Here is a 20,641-nt window from a genome sequence, read left to right as displayed (position 1 = left end):
ATTCGAATACAATATCTTCACCTGTTCTATCGAAATCTTCCTCAAGTTAAAAAACAGCTTAATTTCTTCATTCATCATTCGTTCCAGCATCCGTTCATTGTACAAAAGGAAACAACAGCTTCTGGTTATCCATCCAGAACATATTGTCTGTACTAACCAGCTTCGTCTCAAGTAGAACTCTCGATTGCACCTGTTGATTGTTCAGCCGTGCAACGGCTTGATTCAATCCCAGATAACCTGCGCTATATCCATTCTGGACGATAAGATGATCAAAGACCCCTTCTTGCAATTGCTCCAGTTGCTGTTGTTCACTGCCGAATCCAACAATTCTTATCTTGTCTGCAGAGTTGCGTCGATTCAGTTCATCAGCTGCTCCCAGTGAAGCCGGTTCCTGAAGAGTGATAAAGCCATCCACATCCTGCTGGTCCAGCAATTGCTTCGCAGTCTGCCAACATCCATCCCGTGTATTACATATCGATTTGGGTTCCACTTGAATATCAGGATACTGTACCAGGACTTCCATTACCCCCTGCTCTCTCTGAATCAGACCGGAATTAACGGGGTCTGGACCCAATAATGCTACACGCCCTCGCCCTTTTAGCAGCTCCGCCATGGCCTGGCCCGCCTGTCTCCCTGCCTCGACATTATCCATGGAGATGATACTGGTTACACCTTTCACGGGAAATTCATCGTTAAGCACAATGACAGGAACGATGGTTCCATCGGAATTCGATGTCTGTGCCTCCTGAATAATATTGCTAAGTGCCTTCTCACTCAGGGGATCAACCAATAGAGCTGATGCCCCCTGCTTCAGAGCCAATGCGGCAGCTTCAACCTGTGCTTGCTCTCGCACACTGCGAGACAACGTTTGGCTGTTCGCTTTTGCCTGTTTGACCTTCATCTGACTTCGATCAGCGTCCAGAAGGGCAGGTGTGTACACATGACCCTCGGAAGGGTATGCTTCCACGGTAATCAGTTCCACCCCACTCTCTTTGGCAGCCGCTTCGGCACCAAGCCGGATGGCTTCCGCAAGTTCGCCAGTGCCTGCTGGTGTAATCAGCGCAATACGTGATGGTACTGCCGCAGCATCTGGACTCGAGAGGCCACAGGCACTGCTTATAAGCAGACAGAAGCTTGCAACTGTCCCAGTTAACAACCGACGTTTCCGAAATCCCGGGATGCTCGCAGCAACCTTTTTCCAATACGTACAAATATTCAATCCTTTAACTCTACGGGCATCGTTCCTATTCGCTTGTTTGTCCGTCATCAGGCTCGACCTCCTTCTGCTGCGATTGAATGGGAATTCGAATCCATACCGTGGTGCCTTCTTCCAGCTCACTTGCAAATTCAAGACCATAACCCTCCCCGTAATAGAGCCGGATTCGGTCATGTACATTGCGTACCGCGACACCTGATCCTGCACCGCTTTTGACAACCGGACGGCCACTTAACAATCCCGACATCTGTTCTTCCGTCATGCCGACCCCATTATCTCTAATGCGAAACACCAGCTTGTTGTCCTCACAATAAACATCGACCTCAATACTTCCTTCGTCCATGTGGTACTCGATGCCATGAACAATGGCGTTCTCAATCAGGGGTTGAAGCACCAGCTTTAAGGTCAGGCATTCCAGGAGCGTCTCATCTGCCTGAATGTTAAAGTTGAATTTGCGTTTGAATCTCATCTGTTGAATCGTCAAATAATGCTGCGCATGCTCCAGCTCTTCCCTGACCGTGATAATCGTTTTACCTTGACTGAGACTGATGCGGAACAGGCGCGAAAGAGATGTGATCATCGTGATCACTTCCTCATTACGGCTCATGCCTACCATGCGCACCACGGAATTCAGCGTATTATACAAAAAATGCGGATTGATCTGGGCCTGCAAGGCTTCCAGCTCCAGACGACGCTTCTGCTCCTGTTCATGAATGATCTCATCCATCAGGGTTCGGATTTTATTGACCATCAGGTTGAAGCGACGCGATAAACGTTCCACTTCAAGCGGTCCTTCGATAGGCAACTCCACGTTGAAATCCCCGCGCTCCACAGCCTTCATCTTGCGCTCCATTCGCCGGATCGGACGAGTCAGACTGGAGGAAAGAAACAGCGATACGAGAATGACCAGCACGAGCACAACGACCAATACACGAATGAGATATCCGTTCACTTCCTGACGTGTTGTCATAATTTCATCCAAATAGGCCACACCGACAATTTTCCATCCAATATTGGCAACGGACTTCACGGTATTCAGCCTTTTCTGTCCATCTGCCTCATCTTCGTAACTGCCGGAAGCCACCAAAGCCTGTTCGATATTCTCACTTTTGAGTCCCATATACATCAATTGCTGCTGCGGATGGTACACAATATTGCCCGCACTCTCATCAATGATGTAGACGTATCCCCGTTGCCCCAGACTGACCCGGCGGCTCAATTCATCCATCTGTTTGAAATTGATATCGACCAGCAGGATAACCTGCCGATCCTGACCATTTTGCCGTATCGTTATGCCTTTGCTCATGGAAACGACCCATTTATATGGGCCTGTGTACATATTCTGAATATGAGGTAACGAGAAACTCAGGTGATCCGGCACACGAAGCGCAGACTGAAACCACCCTTGCTGTGTCACATGGGCACTCGGTTTTAATTCAGCTGTAGGTCGGTTCTTGAGCAATTGACCCGTGGAATCGAGCAGGGTAATCGAGATAATATCTTCACGACTGCTGAGCAATGTGTCGAGCTGTTTGTCCACCAACTCCCCTTCCCATTTCCCGTCACGCAGCATATGTTCCTCAATGGCACGGTACAGATGAGACATGCTGCGGACGTAATCCTCCAGGTTATAACTGACCTGATCCACAATCTGTCTCGTCGTCAGTTCCGCACTTCGCTCGGCAGCCTGCGTGAACTTGTCATGCAGAAGCATCGCCATGATGGTCAGCACCAGAACGATGAAGACGGAGAAGGACCACGTAATAATAAAACGGATACTGCTGACTCTGGACGAGCGCAGCCTGGAGCGAAATTGAATTTCCATGGAGTTCAACCACTTGGACCAGAACTTCATCGGATTGAACCTTCATGTGCTGCCTGGGAAGCCTGTTTACGATACTCTTTGGGCGAGACGCCAATATGTTTTTTGAAACAAAAACTGAAGTAGTTCGGTTCAGCAAAGCCAACCTGCTCCGCAATCTCAAACGACTTCAGCTCTGTCGAGCGAAGCAGTTCACGGGCTGCCTCCATCCGGATCTGCATCAGGTACTGCAGGAAGGTAAGCTGCACTTCTTTTTTGAAAATGCCACAAAAATAACCGGAGCTGATATGCAAATGTCCGCACACCTTCTGAATGGACAGATCCGGGTCGGCATAATGCTCTTTGGTGAAGACTAACGCCTGCTCAACAATATCCTTATATACATGCTGGCGACCACTGGCAATGCGATGTTGTACAAGTAGACAGACCTCCCGTACCTTCTTCTGTGCGTCAGTAAGACCTGGCAGTCGGAACAGATCTGCATACAATTGGAACCCTGCTCCAAAGATGTCCTCCATCTCTTCTCCGGATGCCTGCGCTGCCTTCCATACTGTTGTTAACACTTCAATCAGATAGAGCTGAATATCACTGCGCCCATGTTCCACTGTAATTTCCCGGAAAATGATCGCCAGTGCTTCCTCCAGTTCCACTTGTGTACCCGCCTTAAGACAACGTGTCAGCGTCTGCTGCTTCAACTCGTCGAACCGCAGCTTGCCCGCCGTCTGCCGCTCTACATCCGCGATATATATGATTGAATCCGTTCCGGGTACAAGCCGATAATCCAAGGCGAGCAGGGCATCTTCATAGGACTGATTCACCTCCGCAAGTGTATCCACGATCTGACCAGATCCCACCGTAGCGGGAATACGTAAGTAGTGATTGATGCTGCGCATCACATTTTCCAATGCCTTCTGTTGTCGCTTCGCGCCATCTGTACCGCCCAAGCGATCCACATAGAGCAGGACAATCGTCTCCTGATGCATAAAGGCATGACCAGCCCCGTGTTCCACCCATACTTCTGCCGCAATGTTAAGTGCAGCAAAGCGTTTCAGTTCAGCATCTTCCGATTGACGCAATGAACCTCCGGGAACGAATAGCTCAGACTGATCCGCTTCCTCAGATGTTGATTGGTTATGCCGCGGCGGCAGCTCGTTGAATACTTCCTCAGGTTTGTCCTTCTGCACATCTCCTTCCATATGCAGTGTCAATACAGACACCCCGTAGCGTTTTCCTGCCAGATCCAAACCACATTGTTTGGCTTTACTATGAATATATGTCGAAGATTTCTGCCGATGGAGCAGGGTCGCCATCAGATCTGCCTGCAGTAATGGCAAGCTGGTATGATAGTGCTCACGCAGCTGCTGTACATCTTCACGCTCGGCCACTTCAGCGGCCATCTGGGCGCGCAGTCTTGTGAGCAGTTCGGTGAGATGTCCTGCCGAGAACGGCTTCAACAGATATTCATCCACACTTAACGAGATGGCTTGCCTCGCATAATCAAATTCATCATATCCAGTTAAGATGACCACCTTCACAAGTGGATTACGCTTCCTCAATCTTTGCGCGAGTTCAAGACCATTCATGAAGGGCATGCTGATATCGGTCACCACAATATCCGGCTCCACCCGCTCCGCCATCTCCAAAGCTTCTCGCCCATTCTCAGCCAAACCGACAATCCGCAGATCGAGCGCTTCCCAATCGACCTCTACAACAAGTCCTTCCCGCACATCTTCTTCATCATCCACCAGCAGTACCCGGTACACGTTCGGATTCCTCCTTTTTATAATGGGCTGTATGCCCTAACAACTGATATATGTGTGATATTGTGAATCATTGGATTTCTTATTTCTCACCGAATTTATGCCAAATGCTAAGGAATCATGTTGATCAGATCCAAGGTTGCCATCATAATATACAATATTATCAGGGATATGTAATCGCTTTCTTCAAGAGAGGTAAGGCAACCCTGTCGGGCAGTGCCTAAGTGAAATGTGAAGGAGAGTATATGAATGCCAAGGTTAGGTTAAAGTAATACAAACACGGAAATTTTGAAGAACTTCTAATAAGAGGGGTTTAATTCTAACTATCATATGGATCCTTTATTCTTGTTTTCACCGCTGATTCGTACTTAATGCTTTGATATAAATCATTGTCGTATCTGGATTGGTGTGCCCCATCATCTCCGCCAAACGGTGCAGTGGCGTATGCTCTGCCATGGCGTAGCCAAAACGATGACGCAGATCATGTGAACTCAGACCTTCCAGCCCTGCTGCAATCATTACTTTTTTAATCAGATGGCGTAGTGCTCTCTCCGTTAAACGATCGTTTGTCTTTTCTGAAGGAAAAAGGTACGTATGATCGGTAGCAAAATCAGATAAGTACTGATTCAATATTACAATACACTGCATATTCAAAGGGACCTTACGCTCCCGGTTGCGTTTATCGGCTCTCACTGTCAGGTAAGCACTTCGTCTACCAAGTTCAATATCACCAGGCGTGAGATTGCATACCTCCATCGTTCGCAAGCCTGTATGGAACATAAGGGTCAGGATAGTCCGATCACGAAGAGAGTTAACGTACTCCACTGCCTCGAGGAACGCTTCTTCTTCTTCGGATGTCATTCGGCGTGGACTGACTTTGTCTTCCGGAATGAATTTTAATGCTTTGGAGGGGTCATGATTGAGTCTGGATTCCAGAACAGCCCATTTGAAAAAACGCTTCAGCGTAATCAACCTGCGGTTAATGGTGGCTGGTTTCAATAGCATAACCTTGTGTGAATCTTCACGATAATGGACTAAAGTGGATGTATCTACATCTTCAATTCTCAATGTAACCTTTTCCCCGAGCAGGGTGTTTTCCTTGTACCATTCAATAAAGTGCTTCAGATCACTTGCATATTCCTTCACGGTTTTGGGCTGTAATTCATCCTCATTGGCAAGCATATGAATGAATTCTTCTATCGTTGGCTCCCGCTGCACCGAAATCCCTGATGACTGATTCATTAGAAATCACCTCCAAATCTTGACTTATATTAGCGGACATGGTATTATAATATTAATCGATACATTAGCGGACATCAAGTCTGTGGTTTAAATGCACCAGGTGAGTGTCAATTTTTCAAATATACTCGTCATAATGATCGGCTAAAAACTTATTTTTTGGAGGAATCACATGCAAACAGGTACAGTGAAATGGTTCAACGCGGATAAAGGATTCGGCTTTATCGAAACTGAAGAAGGAACAGACGTATTCGTTCATTTCAGTGCAATTCAAGGTGAAGGTTACAAATCTTTGGACGAAGGTCAACGCGTTCAATTTGAAGTAACTCAAGGTAACCGTGGACCACAAGCTGAGAACGTTACTAAACTTTAATTATATGAAAGCTGCCTTATTAATAAGGCAGCTTTTTATTTACTCATAGGTTGTACAGCACAGAATTTCACACCCCAACAATGAAAGCGAGGTATTCCCCATGGATAAAGAACAATTGATCACAGAAGTAGCCAAGGCTGGCGGTTTCTCCAAGAAGAATGCTGAAAAGGCGGTAACCGTTGTACTGGACTCAATTCTGGAAGCTCTCAAAGAAGGTAAAGAAGTTCAACTGGTTGGATTCGGGAAATTTGAAGTACAGAAGCGTGAGGCAAGAACGGGAAGAAGTCGGAGAACAGGCAAAGAAATTCAACTACCTGCAGGTAAAGTTCCTGTATTCACAGCAGGCTTAAGCATGAAAGAAGCTTTAAATTAAACAACGCAACAACCCATTGAAAAGAGGTTTTTATTCAAACACACAATGATAATATGGATTTAAATGTCGTGTTTACTACCGTTGATGATATCATTAACTTTTATTCAGGCAAACAGACAAACACGGATCATGCAGAAACTCATACTCATTCAAAACCCCCACTAGCAAAGTCTGATTGCACTCTACGTCCCCCCATCCGCTAATCTAACATTTCATCTTGGACAACAAGAGGCCCTGATCCGCTCAAAACGGTCCAGGGCCTGATTTGCTTTGGTTAAATACACTTTCTACCTGCTCTACTTGCTGTTCAAAAGTCCGCGTAATATCTCTAGATCATATGTAGAGACAAGACGTTCCAGGTGCGTATCCAGCCACTCCTCATCCTGATCCCACCACTTCAATTCCAGCAGCAGTGCAATTGTTTCTTCATCAAAACGCTTTTTAACAGTTTTGGCTGGATTACCACCAACAATCGTATAGGGTTCGATATCCTTCACAACAGTTGAATTGGAGGCAACGATTGCCCCGTCTCCAATCGTGATACCAGGCATGATCGTCACATGTTGTCCAAGCCATACATCGTTCCCCAGTATCGTGTCACCCTTATATGGAAGCTGCTCAAGTGTAGGTGTCACACGATCCCATCCTCCACCGAAAATGTTAAAAGGATACGTCGTCATGCCCTCCATCCGATGATTCGCGCCATTCATAATGAATGTCACACCTTCCGCAATTGCACAGAACTTGCCAATAACCAGGCGATCACCAATAAAGTCATAATGATGTTGTATCCGGTCATAGAATTGCTCAATTGCTCTGGCGGATTGGTGTTATCGCTATAATACGTATAACCACCGATGTCCACGTTGGAACGTGGCGGCAGGTTTTGAATGTAACATACGGTGCGGATATTCTCATTGGGGAAAAGTTTTGTTTTATCAGGAGCCATATTGAAGTCCCTCCTTTTCCCTATTGTAACAGATATTATATCTTAAACGGACGAAGTGAAGTCTGGAGTTCTGTCGACACATCAGACAAAATAGCCGCAGAAGCCTTGATCTGCTCTACCGACTTGAGCTGTTCATGAACAGATTCGGCAGCCTGCTGTGAATTGGTACTGGCCGTCTGCGCATGGCGAGCGATCTCATGTACGGAAGCCACAATCTGCTCCACGCCTGCGGACATCTCTTCACTCGTCGCAGCCATGTCCTCAATCTCTGTCGCCATACGCAAGTTCGTATCCCGGATCAGGCTGAAGTTTTGTTCCGTTTCCCGGGTCAAGCGCAGCCCTTCTTGCACTTCATCCTTCACTCTCGACATGGCCGATAGCGATTGCTGCATATCTTGTTCCATGGCTTTGACCAGTTCTTCAATACGATCTGAAGAGTCTCCCGCTTGTTCAGCCAGTTTACGAACCTCGGTAGATACCACGGCAAATCCTCTGCCATGTTCCCCGGCTCTTGCCGCTTCAATCGATGCATTGAGGGCGAGCAGATTCGTTTGATTCGCAATCTCATGAATGGTGGAAACCATCTGGCTAATCTGTGCCGACTTCCCTTCCAGCATGCGAATGACTTCATCCGTTCTGGTAACGGAGGATTCAATCGTAGACATCTGCTGAACGGTAAGTTGCACCGCTTCACCTCCGGTCTCTGCCTGGTTGCGTGAATACATAGCAGAGTCAGAAATGCTGGAGGCCTTGTCTGCCATACGTTGTACGCCTATAGCCACTTCTTCCATCGCCTGCAGATTTTCTTCCGTACTGACCGTCTGACGCTCGGCTCCCTGCGCGACTTGTTCAACAGAAGATGCGATCTGTGCCGATTCATTACCCGTCTGATCCGCAATCTTGAGCAGCAATCCAGTCGAATGCTCTGCTTTCTCCGCAGCTTGAAGTCCACCCTGAATGATCATCTGCAGATTGCTTCTCATCTCATTGTATCCCGTGCCCAGCATGCCAATTTCATCTTTGACGTTATCGACTACAGGCTGTGTAAAATCACCTGTGCCCGCCCGCTTAATTGCCACGGATACCCGTTCGATTCGTACTCTCACCCTGCGAACGTACCACAGGATCAGGGTAATTGCGACCAACATTGCGAGCAGGAATACGATCAGGAATGTCTTGAGGAACGAGGAGATAATCACATCAATTAATGATTGAGAAGCACCAACATAGAAAATGCCGATAATCTCCCCGGATGCATTCTTGATGGGTTCATAGGCCGTTTGATATTTCTGACCCACAACCACGGCTTCACCGAAGTATTTTTCCCCTTGCTGCAAAACGATCTGGGCGACCTCTTCAGATACCTTCGTGCCAACAGCACGTTCCCCGTTTATCATAACATTCGTAGCGACACGTTCATCACCTCGGAAGATGGTCACCGTGTCCCCAGATGCTTGTCCAATCTCATCCACCAGTTCGAAGTTACCTTCCAGCGCGATATCTCCCTTGAATAATTGTCCGTCTTGAATGGCCCACTCTCCTGGATACTTATATGTAATGATACTATTCGCCATCTCCAAATCTCGCTTCGCCTTCTCTGTAGCGAATGTCGTAATCCCCTGTCTCATCTCCATGATTACACTTACCGCCACGGCTGAGGAGAAGACGATAAATATACTGATAACGATCAAACTGATTTTGGTACCGATGCTCATGCTTCGCATGTGTGTGAGCCACCCTTTTCCCTATGTAATTGTGGGGATATTCAAGCCGATTTCGAGTCTGTTTCGAATATCACTATAGTCTTATCGGTAGGAGCTTTCACATTTTTTATAATATTTCAGTGACTTTCATCACATTTAGTTGAAATTAAAAATCAAAGTTTTTCCGCTTTCTCCGTAATTATGTGAGAATGATCTGCTGGTTGGAAATTAAATATCAATCTGGAACGATAAATTAGATATGTCTTCGCTCCTTTCTAATCTACAAAAGCAGAACAAAAAGGGATTCGATCTGACCATCGAATCCCTTCTCTCATTCTCCGTACAACAACGTTGCTCCGCAGAAGATATTGCTTATTTGGATGTAAGGCTTACTTGTGCAGCAGCTTGATCCCAATCCACGGCTAATCCCAGTCCTTCTGAAATGAAGCGAACGGGTACGAGTGTACGACTGTTTTGAATGATCGCGGGGGCATCAATTTCAATTGTCTCTCCATTTACCATTGCTGTGCTACTTCCGATCTTGAGCACAAGAGTCTGGTCATTCAGAACGGTTGTTACGGTCTTCGCCGTTTTGTCCCAAGTCACTTCTGCACCAAGTGCTTCGAGGATTGCATACACAGGTACCATCACTCGGCCACTTTGCTGCAGTGGGTCCTGATCCGGGAATGTGATCGATTTACCATCGAGTGTTACAGTAATGGTTTTGTCACTTGTTCCGGATGAAGTATTCGAACCTGTCTCTTCCACAGTCTCAGGCAGCGGCGTTACTTCACGCCCAAGTTGCTCTTGCAGATTTGCAAGGCGGTTCAGTGCAAATGTGGTTAGTGACCCGGCTGCCATGGAACCCATACCTCCGCCTCCACCGCCAAAGTTACCGCCAGGACGTGTCTGCGTATTGCCTGTACTATCTGTTGTTCCTGTTCCCGTTGTGCCAACCGGAGGTGTTGCTCCATCTGGAGGTGTCATTCCTTCGAAACCTTCCGGCGGTGTCATGCCTTCCATGCCCTCAGGTGGTGTCATTCCCTCAAATCCTTCAGGTGGTGTACCGCCCATCCCCCCAGCGACATCTGCATTGGCAGAATAAGCAATGTTGGATTCAAACTGTTCTGTCGTATAGAATTTCGTTGGATCTGCTTCTACATATGGACGAATCTCATTGGCAAGATCAGTAATACGATTCTGAATGCCTTCCATATAGTCCGTCAGTTCATTGACGTAGCTCATATATTTTTCCTTATACTCCGGCACAGCAAGCAGATTATTAATCATCGGTACATTTTCCATGCTAATGCCCAGTACAGGCTCGTCCACAGATACGTTCGTTGCGTTGGTGTTGGTTGTGGTTGATCCGGTTGTTGCGCCACGTCCGCCTCCACCGGAGTATCCATTGAAGGACATGTTAAAGTCCCAAGGTACAACGGTAAACTTGCCATCCTCATCGCCATAGAGCATGTAGTTATGTCCTTTGTCGCCGCTATAGCTGTCATAGTTGCCGAAAACCATGTTGCCTGCAATATATTGAAGCGCCGAATCCACGTCCAGCACGCTCTCGATATCACCCTTTTCACCTTCTGGCATCTCGTTCAGCGTTTGGATGAAGGTTTTTAGTTTGGCTTTGTCCTTATCCGTACCCAAGTCTTTGGTGATTGTACTGTAGTCACTGCCCTCTTCATATTGAAGATAACTCTTCTCATCTGTATCATATAGCACGCCTTCTTCGTAATCCTCACCGTAGTTGCGTTCCAAGTAACTGTCATCTACGGCTTCAACCCCGGTGTAGAAACCGACCAGTTCGCCATTAACATACAGATTAACATAGTTTGTCATCGGCACATCCATGCCAATACTGCGAAGCGCTTCATAGTGAAGTACCTCACGCATATAGGATGGATCTGCATAGTTGTTATTGAGCACCATTTTGTCCAGTCCGAGCAAGGTTTGTGTTTTGTCGTATTTATCGAACTTCAGTCTGAAGCTGTATCGATCCGAATCCTCCATCGAGGCTACGGCTTTCAAGGTCAGATTCCCCTTGGTGGAGAAACCAACGTTGTCCAGCTTGTTGCCGTCCACGTCCACACTCACATTCTTGTAATCCTTATCGAGCGGACTTTCAAGCATACTCTTCCAGTCTGCATCATCAATCGTTACATTCACATCAATCACGTTGTCCGTCTGGAACAACGATTCATAAGCTTGTGTCACGCCTGCACTCGCGGTTGTCGCTGTGCTCTCTGCGGCAAATGCCGTATTTGGACCTGCCATCAGGCCAAAAGATGACGTTACCATAGTCACGGATAATGCCGTTACTGCAACTTTTCGTAATAGTATATTCAAATGATGAATCCTCCTTCTTGGTTTCTGTTAAGCAACTGAGGCTTATGTAACCATGGTAGAGGACGAACCTTTAGTGAATCTTAAATAACGACTACAACAAAAAGTAGCCCATCAGGCTACATAAGTTGAACTATGAATGTTACACCTTATCACTCCGATTGCAGTACCATTTTCCGATCGCTCTTATCCCCAGATTTTCATCATTCCCTTTGTTTATGGGGAAAATCCGGTGATAAAAGGCTAACGCTACGCTTCTTCAAATTGGTTCTGCACTCTCCGTTTAGGTGTAAAATTGAGCTTCAACTTATATAGATACCTGCTAGGCTACTTATTCTGATCCTTTATAGTTCGGTAACGGTCACACCTTCTGCTTGGTAGTAGTCCTCATTCACGTTGTTTAGAATGTTAGCGTTTAGCAGAATGCCGACTCCGGCAAACAAGCCGATTCCGTTTGTGTTACCTTCGATTCGGTTATCCTCGATCAACACATTCTCGGGATTCCCTTCGCCTATATTGCCAGCTCCAGCATCGCCTTTGTCGCGCTCAAGCCGTACGCCCCAGTATCCACTGGCAGTATTGTTACGAATCACATTGCCGCGAATTACCGTACCTGGTCCATTTAATACTTTGATTCCAGCCGCATCTGCAATCGTGGTTGTATTCTCGATGAGATTATCTTCAATTAGAGTATCGGGAGTACCCATCGTCACCGAAATACCGATCCGGCTGTTCTTGATTGTGTTGTCATGAATGTAGTTTCCTTTGCCAGACTTGCTGTGGTTGCTGGGCGCTGAACCCCCTGTATTGCCAAGCCCAATCCCTGCACCTGTCAGCACATCCGTAATGACATTGCCGGAGATTTCATTCAAATACTCCAGTTCACCATGAAGATCAATGGCATCCAGCTTGGTTCCATTAAATGTATTGCCGCGTAACACGTTATTGTGAGCCACAAACTGAATCAGTGCTCCATGTCTGAGATAAGGACCCTCAAATGCACTGTCCTCCACCACATTCCATAACGTATCATTATCAAAACCAAGTCGATCGGTCTTGGCCGTTCCCTGAATCGAAATTCCGTATCCTGAACCTCCGGGGCCCAGATCTGTTGCATTGCGAAAGGTTGCATGCTTCACAACAACATCGCGGCTGTGCTCAATTCGGATCGCCATTCGTTTGAACTTCTCCACAATTACGCCTTCAATTGTAATGTCATACGATGGTAACTCACCATAATTGGCGATGTGAATCAGACTATCCGGCCCCCCAGCGGAGGGATTATTGGATTGATGATCCGTCGTGTAGCTGCCGGACCAGGATGAAGTTAGGGTCATGTTGGATACGAGAATGCTATGCTGAGCTGATGCCTTCAGAACGGCACTGCCCGTTACCTGATCCAGCGATGTCTTGAGCACGGTTCCTTCACGGCTCTCTCCTCTCAGATTCACGCCGGATTTGAGCATCAGGTTGGTGGTTCCATCCGGCCCGGATAACAAATTGTACACTCCATTGGGTAAAAACACTTCATCACCCACCTCAGCCTCATCAATAGCAGCCTGTATTGCTGGTCGGTCATCACTCGTGTTGTCGGCAGGATTTGCTCCAAAATCCCGTACATCAATTGTACGTCCGGTCACGGCATGTGGAACATGGACAACATGTGGTGTGCCATCTGTTTCCGTCAGACCTGGGGCGATAAAGGGCATCGTCCCTTCAGGTGGTTGTGGCACGATATATGGAATCAGAGCCACAGGTGTCCCTCCCCCTGCAAAAGGGGCATACAGATGCACATCGGTCAGACTTGTGTAAATACTCGCATCTGAATTGCCATGCCCTGTGATTCGTACATAACGTGCAGAAGTGTCTGGGATATCAAATGCCTGCATTTCGGTTGTATCCCCACTGCTTTCGCCGTTGAATACCTGGGTCCACTGCTCACCGTCAACAGACGATTCCATCTCAAAAAAGGTCTTTCGGACATCCCCTTTGTAAAAACCAATCCCCACATAACCCACTGACTGTATCTGACCCAGATCAAATGTGATCCATTGCCCCTCCCCGGCAACAGACCAGCGTGTATAGCTGTTATTATCGATGGTATTGGTCGCTAGGTTGCCGTCGCTGCCACTTGCCGTGACAGAAGCCACAGGCAGGGACGATAACGGGACGTCTAGGGTTGTCATTTCGGTTGATAGAGCACTGCTGATATTGCCCGCCTCGTCAATTGCTTTCACTTGAAACGTATACGATGTCCCAGCTGCAAGTTCGCTGTCACGAAATGACCGCTTACTTTGTTCTGCCAGCAGGACTCCATCCCGATAAATTCGGTAGGCAGATACAGCTGTATCATCGCTGGCCGCTGGCCATCTTAGTTCCGCAAAATCTGTCCCCCAGTTGCGAACCTCAAGCTCAGCTCCCTGCTCCCATTCGGGTGACTGCGTGTCACTGCCTTCTTCGATCAAAGCAATGACTGTTAACTGTGGACGCGGATTGCTCGTTCCGTTCGCTTCCTTGGTGTATACGTTTATGGAAACACCCGTTGATTCCGCATCCGCAAGCAAAAATGCAACCTGCTCCGCATCTGGACGACTCTTCACAACATCGGTTACATCCAGTTCATAGACGGCCGGGCTTCCATTCCGATCTGCCGTAACCTGGAATGTGCCGAGCAGCGAACCTTCGCTCAGACTTTGGACCGGAGCATTCGACCAGGTTAACGATGATTCGCTCCAGTCTGTTACATTCAAACCGTACAGAGACAACGTGGTATCAATATTTGATGTGCCTTTCTTGGCGGCAATCCGCAATCGATACCGATCTCCTTCCGGCTCATTTCCAGTCATATTAAATTTGAAGTACACATATTTCTTGGTTGATGAAGTGGAAGAGATGCTCAGTAATCCGTTGCTGGAGCCCGTGGCCTGATTGAAATTCAGGTCAGGCTTGCTGCTGTCAATCGCCGCATCGTCGCTTGGCAGCTTACTGGCGATGACCTTTTCAATCAACGGTTTTTCTTCAGCCACTTCTTCATCTTCAGGCGAAGTGTCTTCAGGATTGCTTTTGAAAATAATAGGCTCCGTTACAATCCGGTTCTTCACATGTTCATCCATGAAAGCCCATGCCTCTGCATTCGCAGTCTCGGAAGCGGTCCCTGTAAATCCATGGCCCTGACCAGGCACGACTTTCAAATCCACAATCGGCACACCCGCAGATTGAAGCTGTCCCGCGAAAGTAACGCTGTCGGTATAGGGAATAGTGGCGTCAGCATCACCGTGCCGAATCCAGAATGGTGGATCATCTGGTGAGGCATACGTGCCCGGCATGGCAAGTCTGGCCTGCTCCGGAACATCGAACGCGCGATGCCCGCCAAGCAGAGCTGTGACCGAGCTATAGTTATTAGCAAATGTCGTTGTAAAATCAGCAGGTCCGTACCAGTCGGCGACCGCCTGCACTTTGTCGGAATACTCAGACCATCCGCCTGAACCTTCCAGATCAGGTATATCTACTGTCACCCCTGTATCGAGCTCTACAGTGTTACCAGCGACCATGTCCCCTGTCGTACCAAGCAATGCAGCCAGATGTCCGCCCGCCGATGATCCCCAGACACCAATACGGCTTGGGTCCAGATTGTACTGCTCAGCGTGAGCTCGCAGGTATCGAATAGCAAGCTTTACATCCTGAATCTGGGCAGGGAAAGGTGCCTCAGGCGTCAGTCGGTAGTCCAGAGACACACCGATGTAACCGCGTTTGAGTACATAGTTGCATATGGAGTTCAATGCCTGCTTCCGGTCCCCGTGATTCCATCCACCTCCATGGATATAGACCATGACTGGCATCGGTTCAGCTGCCGCTGTCTCGGGAACGGCAATGGACGAATACATCGCCCGCCCACCAGCCGTACCGATCTCCACATCCTCGTATAAAGTCACTCCTTGCGGTGGCGTGAATTCAGTATTCTCTTCTCCAGGCGGCACTGGGGATGGGGCAGGCGTTATTCCGGGAATAGCCTGACCGTATATGGCAACATTGTCGATATACATGTTGGCCTGCATGGCATCTCCTGTCCGAAATCTAATTTTGACCGTGCTGTTATTGTTCGCTTCCGAACCCAGCGTCCAGCTTTTTAGCGTATTGCCTTCCTTATTCTTCAGGTCCGGGGTGCCCGGGGGAAGTTCAAATGTCTCCAGCGTCGTCCAGGATGTGCCACCATCCTTCGACCATTCGATAATCACACTTCCACTTATATAGGAGGAAGCACGCGTGTAGTAGCTCAGCCGTATATTTCCGTATCCAGTCAAGTTTAGAGGCAGTGCAAGCGCATCGGTTCCGTCTATCTTGATCATATTGGGCAGCGAGGGAGCAGTCGTGGAAGATGACGTCTTGGCCTTGCTTCCACCTGCCCCTTCCTGCGACCAGGGAGCTCTCAATGCAATTCCACCTGTAGAGCCAAAATTGTCCGGGTCATCAAAGTTTTCCGCGTAAATCTCCAGCTCCGGGCCCTCCGGCTCCGGGACGTTTTCTGTTTCTTCCTGTATAGGGTTACGAATAGAGCTAGGAACTACATCTTCCATCGCCCGGACTTCATGCATGGGAACGATGGTGCCGTTAATGAGAATCATAGACATGGCAACAAGGACAACGCGCTTTTTCCACGTTTTGAACAAATTATTCACTTGTATCCCCTCCGCACGGTAGTCCAATCTCCTGACGTTATACCTTTGCAATTGCTGATGTTAATCATGCTTATGTCGAACAATTCTAGCGACGCGGTGCCGACACGCCTTCACCGTTCTTGAACTTCTCTGTGGCTTCCTTGATGGCCTGATCCCCGCCTTTGGATTTCCATTCCTCAACTACCTTTGGCCAATCGGAGATCGGCTCCTTGCCATATACCATCTTGATCATGTGTGTGAGCAATACCTGAGGAGGTGTATCCGAATTGGGAGCAATATCGGGATTCTGTACAAAAGCTTCCAAACGCGGATCAAAGTTAATGCCATCCCGACCTTCTTTGGCTAAAACCGTATCGTAAATATTCATCAGCTTTTTGCCTTCTTCAGTCAGGGATAGGGAGCCTTTGTTGTATGTTGTGTCCTGTACGAACCATAAGAACGATTGACGGTAACGCTCCTCGTCCACGCCAGCAGAGTCTGTCGGAGCTGTATATGAAATCACACCATTATCCTCTGTATAGGTCTCTCCTTCCGTACCGTACGTGAAGAACTTCTCCGCTTCGTCAGACACCATCCAGTTGAAAAAACGGATAATGGAAGCCGGATCGGCCGCATCCTTATTAATAAAGTAGGCACGTGTCACAGGACCGTACAGATAATAACCGCCTTTTCCATCCGGGCCGACAGGGGAAGGGATAATCTCGATTTTGGCATCGGGAACCGACGCTTTAATCTGCTTCTCCCACTGGATCAGTTCGTTGGCATTCATGGACCACATGCCTGCTTTGCCGGAGAGGATCGTATTTTTGAATACGGTGGAATTAATCGTTGCGAACTCTTTGTTGATAAGCCCTTCCTCATACATCGTCTTATACATCGTCAGGGCTTGCTGCATATTCTCGTTATCCATGAACTTCGGTACAATCTGGTCGCCCTGCTGCTCCATCATGGACAAGAACTGCTGCACATCATAGGCACCAAAGAAGGTATCCGCATATTTGAAATCCTCACGCCCCATATATGGATTCTCCACGCCAAGCTTTTTAAAGGCGCGCAGCACTTCCATTGTCTCCTCCACCGTAGTAGGCACCGGCAATCCGGTTTGATCCAGCAAATCCTTACGAATCCAGGTTGCCCGGCGGGATGGATTGGATAAATATTCAGGGATGGCATAGATCTGGCCGTCATGGGTGACCTGGTCCCAGGCTTCCTTCGGCACGGCTTTCAGTAAATCTTGCCCATACTGCTGCAACAACTCATCCAGTGGCTGAAATACTCCGGCTTCGACCGAGCCGGCCATCTCCTTGCCGTTGACGCCGCCGTCACCCTGCACCACATCAGGAATATCATTGGTGGCAAACATTTGCACCATTTTCTGCTCATATTCCTTATGAGGCACCAGGACAATTTTGAGATCGGTATTGGTCAGATCCTCCAGCCTTTTCACCCATTTATCCTGGTTGATGTCGGGCGACTTCTCCACATACGTATACGCCAGCGTTCGCAGTGACATGGAGAACCTCGTCTTGCCGTCTCCCCCATTCTCACCGGATTTCGCCCCGCTTCCAGTGCTGCATCCCGCCATGACGGTTGTTGCCAGCAATAGCGCCATGCCTGTGACCATCCACTTTTTCATACTACCCCTCTTTTCATCCTGATTTAGATTTAGGTACCACTCGTTGGTAAAGCGCTTTCAAATAGATGTTAAAACATCCCCACCGCCTGCAACAATGGGGATGTTTTAGATGAGATTGCGTTTTCTTTAGGTCAACACTTACTAGTACGTCTTGGATACCTCGATCTTCTTTGTTATACCGTTGTCGGTAAAATAGAGATGAATGCCGTGATCCTGGTCATCGATGAAATAAGGGACGTACTTCGGCTCCTCAATCTTATATGGCACAAGCAGCGTTACAATTCTATGGCTTAAAGCAGGCCGTGTTTCCGCGCTTAGATGATAATGTCTGTCCAGCCCTTCATACTCTGCCGGGTCCACCTCTGCGAATTGATCCGTCTGGCTGAGCGACAGTTCACCGGAGGAAGCATAGACAAATGTCCCCTCAAGCCCTGCCTTAGTACCGTTCAGACGGAAGGTCTGCCCTTTCAGCTGTAACGGGTGTAGTGCATGGAATAGCCATTGAACACTGTCCGGCTTCTTCAGGTCAATGTGGTCCACAATGACGAAGTAGGATGATTGCAGAAAATGTATTTCCCGTACAACACGCTTCACATGCGGTACGGTGCTGGCGTAGGCATCGGTCGCTACCGCGCGCACATAACCATCACCGTCTCGCCAATAGGCATCTTCGATCTGCCCGGTTGCCGCCATGTTCAGCACTTTGTTGTTCTCGGCATACTGACCTGCTCCGCCAATCAGCAGATTGTTTTTGGAGCGTGTCTGCCTGCGCCATTCCCGGTGAAAGGAACTTCCATGCGCGATATAATAGCCGGTATCCGCCGCAAGCGGCTCACCGAATGCATGCAGGGTAAAGCTGTTCTGATCCGCATGGCTATGGCTGATGGAGCCATAACGGCTTGACTTGAGTAGCAGCATCATATGCTCATCCGGATCATCCATCCGGTGATGCATAGCTACCCATCCCACATCCCGGAACCATTTGAGCGGCTCGATGTTCACAGGTGACTCTTCCTCCACCTGCGGATAATCGTGGCGATATACCAATTCGTCAAAGTTAAAATCCCACCAACCGTAGTTATAAAAGGCTCCCTCTGTCCCCGGATCGGATTGGCGTACACGCTCAAAGTACCACTGGTACCAGCGGTTGCCTGTAACACCTGCCAGTTGGCGCACAAGATAGCCTGTTTTCAAATTGACCGGGTCACCCAGCGTAGACTGATCTCCAAAACTGGCGCGCCGTGCATCAGGCGGGTACACGTAGAGTGGAAAATCCCCGGTACGCTGGAAGAACGGTCGACGGAAGAAGTCGATGCCCGCATAGTTTCGCAGCAGATTCATCGCTTCGGTTACATAGGCCATGCCTGTTGTCCAGTACATCGGTCCTTCGGCCCAACCCCCATCACTGCCACCCCAAGGGGAGTACAGACAGGCATAATAATCGATCGCATAATCCAGCCACGCTGCAGCTTGCTGCTCCTCATGCAACAAAGCCATACAGCACGGTACAAGTACGGAAGACAATGAACGAATTGCATGGCTGTCATAGGGCACATGATGAATCTTTGAGCGGACCATCACATGCTGGGCTACCTGTTCTGTCCGCCGCAGCAAACTGCGTCTTACCACATCTTGCTCTTCACTGTTCAACTCATCATTCAGCCAGTCATAGCCCCAAGCAAGCGCCGCTGCGACCCGAAAGGCTGCCTCATCGTTATAATCGCGGGAGGTTGTTCCCTCCGTATCCCAGGCCGCCACATGCAACAGCCAGGTTTTCGCCGTTTCAAGCAGCCGTTCGTCTCGAAGCACCCGCCCAGCGATACTCAGATGACGAATGGCATATAACACTTCCTGACAGTCAATGTACATTTGTCTCCACAACGCGGCGACACGTTTGTTCTCCGGGTAAGGCAGCGGTTCACGAATTGGCTCACGGTCTGCCCACGGTTCCACGGAATTTGCCATAAACACATCCCAGCCGCAATACGTGGAGTCGGACGCAACACCATCGGCAAGCGCATTCAGTCCACGCTCACCAAGCCACAGCCGTGGGTGAGATGTGTCTGTGCAAACGTATCGCTGTGCCCGGGAAGGTAGAGGTGTCTCCGGTAGTCCCGCTGGAACCGTAAACCGCCGCACCTCACTCCATGATGACATTTCCTGCTGTTTCTCCTGCACGGCATCCGTTTCGGCTTCGCTTCCTTGCTGCATTGATTGATCTATAAGCAGCGCATATCGCCAATAATACTCTCCAGGTTCAAACACCCGCTCAGGTGTGAAAAAATTATACGGGAGCGGCGTAAAGGTCATCGTCTCTTCTTTCTGAAAAGAAGGGCTCGCCGATACTTGCAGCAGATAGGCATTCTCATCCTCCTGCTGTGCCGCCATCCAGGTAAACCTTGGCGGATTCTCTGCCAGAATGGTATGTTCATCAGGTGCATAGTCCACATGGAACGGCCCGCTAATAGGTTGGTACAACAGTCTTTCTGCAAGCTTCCGTTTCACTTCCATCGTATCATTCCCTCCTTATCGCAATGTTGTA

Annotated in this window: 11 protein-coding genes and 1 pseudogene; 2 read left to right on the top strand and 10 right to left on the bottom strand. The window is 48.5% G+C overall.

The genetic code is table 11. The features are described from left to right. Positions 1 to 94 precede the first annotated feature (94 nt). The 4 genes from MKY85_RS05495 to MKY85_RS05480 all read right to left on the bottom strand — a co-directional run bounded on the left by MKY85_RS05495 (position 95) and on the right by MKY85_RS05480 (position 6,040). Positions 95 to 1,267 (bottom strand): substrate-binding domain-containing protein, encoded by a 1,173-nt coding sequence (locus MKY85_RS05495; protein ID WP_342572023.1) that lies wholly within the window; start codon positions 1,265 to 1,267, stop codon positions 95 to 97. Beyond that, positions 1,245 to 3,041, bottom strand: coding sequence for a sensor histidine kinase (locus tag MKY85_RS05490; RefSeq protein ID WP_342572022.1), 1,797 nt, complete (start codon positions 3,039 to 3,041; stop codon positions 1,245 to 1,247). Before MKY85_RS05490 ends, MKY85_RS05495 begins: the two co-directional genes overlap by 23 nt. Positions 3,042 to 3,067: 26 nt before the next feature. After that, on the bottom strand, positions 3,068 to 4,801 hold the full coding sequence (locus tag MKY85_RS05485) for a response regulator (protein WP_342572021.1): 1,734 nt from the start codon (positions 4,799 to 4,801) through the stop codon (positions 3,068 to 3,070). A gap of 348 nt (positions 4,802 to 5,149) precedes the next feature. Further along, positions 5,150 to 6,040: a tyrosine-type recombinase/integrase gene (locus MKY85_RS05480; protein ID WP_339259173.1), complete on the bottom strand. Its 891-nt coding sequence runs from the start codon at positions 6,038 to 6,040 to the stop codon at positions 5,150 to 5,152. A 169-nt stretch (positions 6,041 to 6,209) separates the two neighbouring features. On the opposite strand from MKY85_RS05480, the gene MKY85_RS05475 reads away from it, so the two are divergent. Both MKY85_RS05475 and MKY85_RS05470 read left to right on the top strand, forming a co-directional pair. Continuing rightward, on the top strand, positions 6,210 to 6,410 hold the full coding sequence (locus MKY85_RS05475; protein ID WP_017690333.1) for a cold-shock protein: 201 nt from the start codon (positions 6,210 to 6,212) through the stop codon (positions 6,408 to 6,410). 100 nt (positions 6,411 to 6,510) lie between these two features. Continuing rightward, positions 6,511 to 6,783 (top strand): HU family DNA-binding protein, encoded by a 273-nt coding sequence (locus tag MKY85_RS05470; RefSeq protein WP_169480336.1) that lies wholly within the window; start codon positions 6,511 to 6,513, stop codon positions 6,781 to 6,783. Between the two features lie 296 nt (positions 6,784 to 7,079). Here the strand turns inward: MKY85_RS05470 and MKY85_RS05465 are convergent. The 6 genes and pseudogenes from MKY85_RS05465 to MKY85_RS05440 form a co-directional block, all read right to left on the bottom strand. After that, a pseudogene (locus tag MKY85_RS05465) lies at positions 7,080 to 7,732 on the bottom strand (CatB-related O-acetyltransferase). 35 nt (positions 7,733 to 7,767) lie between these two features. Further along, entirely contained in the window at positions 7,768 to 9,456 is a 1,689-nt protein-coding gene (locus MKY85_RS05460; RefSeq protein ID WP_342572020.1) for a methyl-accepting chemotaxis protein, read from the bottom strand. 351 nt (positions 9,457 to 9,807) lie between these two features. After that, positions 9,808 to 11,790, bottom strand: coding sequence for a CotH kinase family protein (locus MKY85_RS05455; protein WP_342572019.1), 1,983 nt, complete (start codon positions 11,788 to 11,790; stop codon positions 9,808 to 9,810). Positions 11,791 to 12,131: 341 nt separating this feature from the next. Beyond that, positions 12,132 to 16,463 (bottom strand): alpha/beta hydrolase fold domain-containing protein, encoded by a 4,332-nt coding sequence (locus MKY85_RS05450; protein WP_342572018.1) that lies wholly within the window; start codon positions 16,461 to 16,463, stop codon positions 12,132 to 12,134. A gap of 85 nt (positions 16,464 to 16,548) precedes the next feature. Then, positions 16,549 to 18,099: an extracellular solute-binding protein gene (locus MKY85_RS05445; RefSeq protein WP_342572017.1), complete on the bottom strand. Its 1,551-nt coding sequence runs from the start codon at positions 18,097 to 18,099 to the stop codon at positions 16,549 to 16,551. A gap of 141 nt (positions 18,100 to 18,240) precedes the next feature. Continuing rightward, positions 18,241 to 20,610, bottom strand: coding sequence for a DUF4962 domain-containing protein (locus MKY85_RS05440; RefSeq protein ID WP_342572016.1), 2,370 nt, complete (start codon positions 20,608 to 20,610; stop codon positions 18,241 to 18,243). Between the last annotated feature and the right edge of the window lie 31 nt (positions 20,611 to 20,641).

Source organism: Paenibacillus sp. FSL R5-0749, from assembly GCF_038595085.1.
Classification (GTDB): domain Bacteria; phylum Bacillota; class Bacilli; order Paenibacillales; family Paenibacillaceae; genus Paenibacillus.
This window is presented reverse-complemented; position numbering and strand designations above follow the sequence as displayed.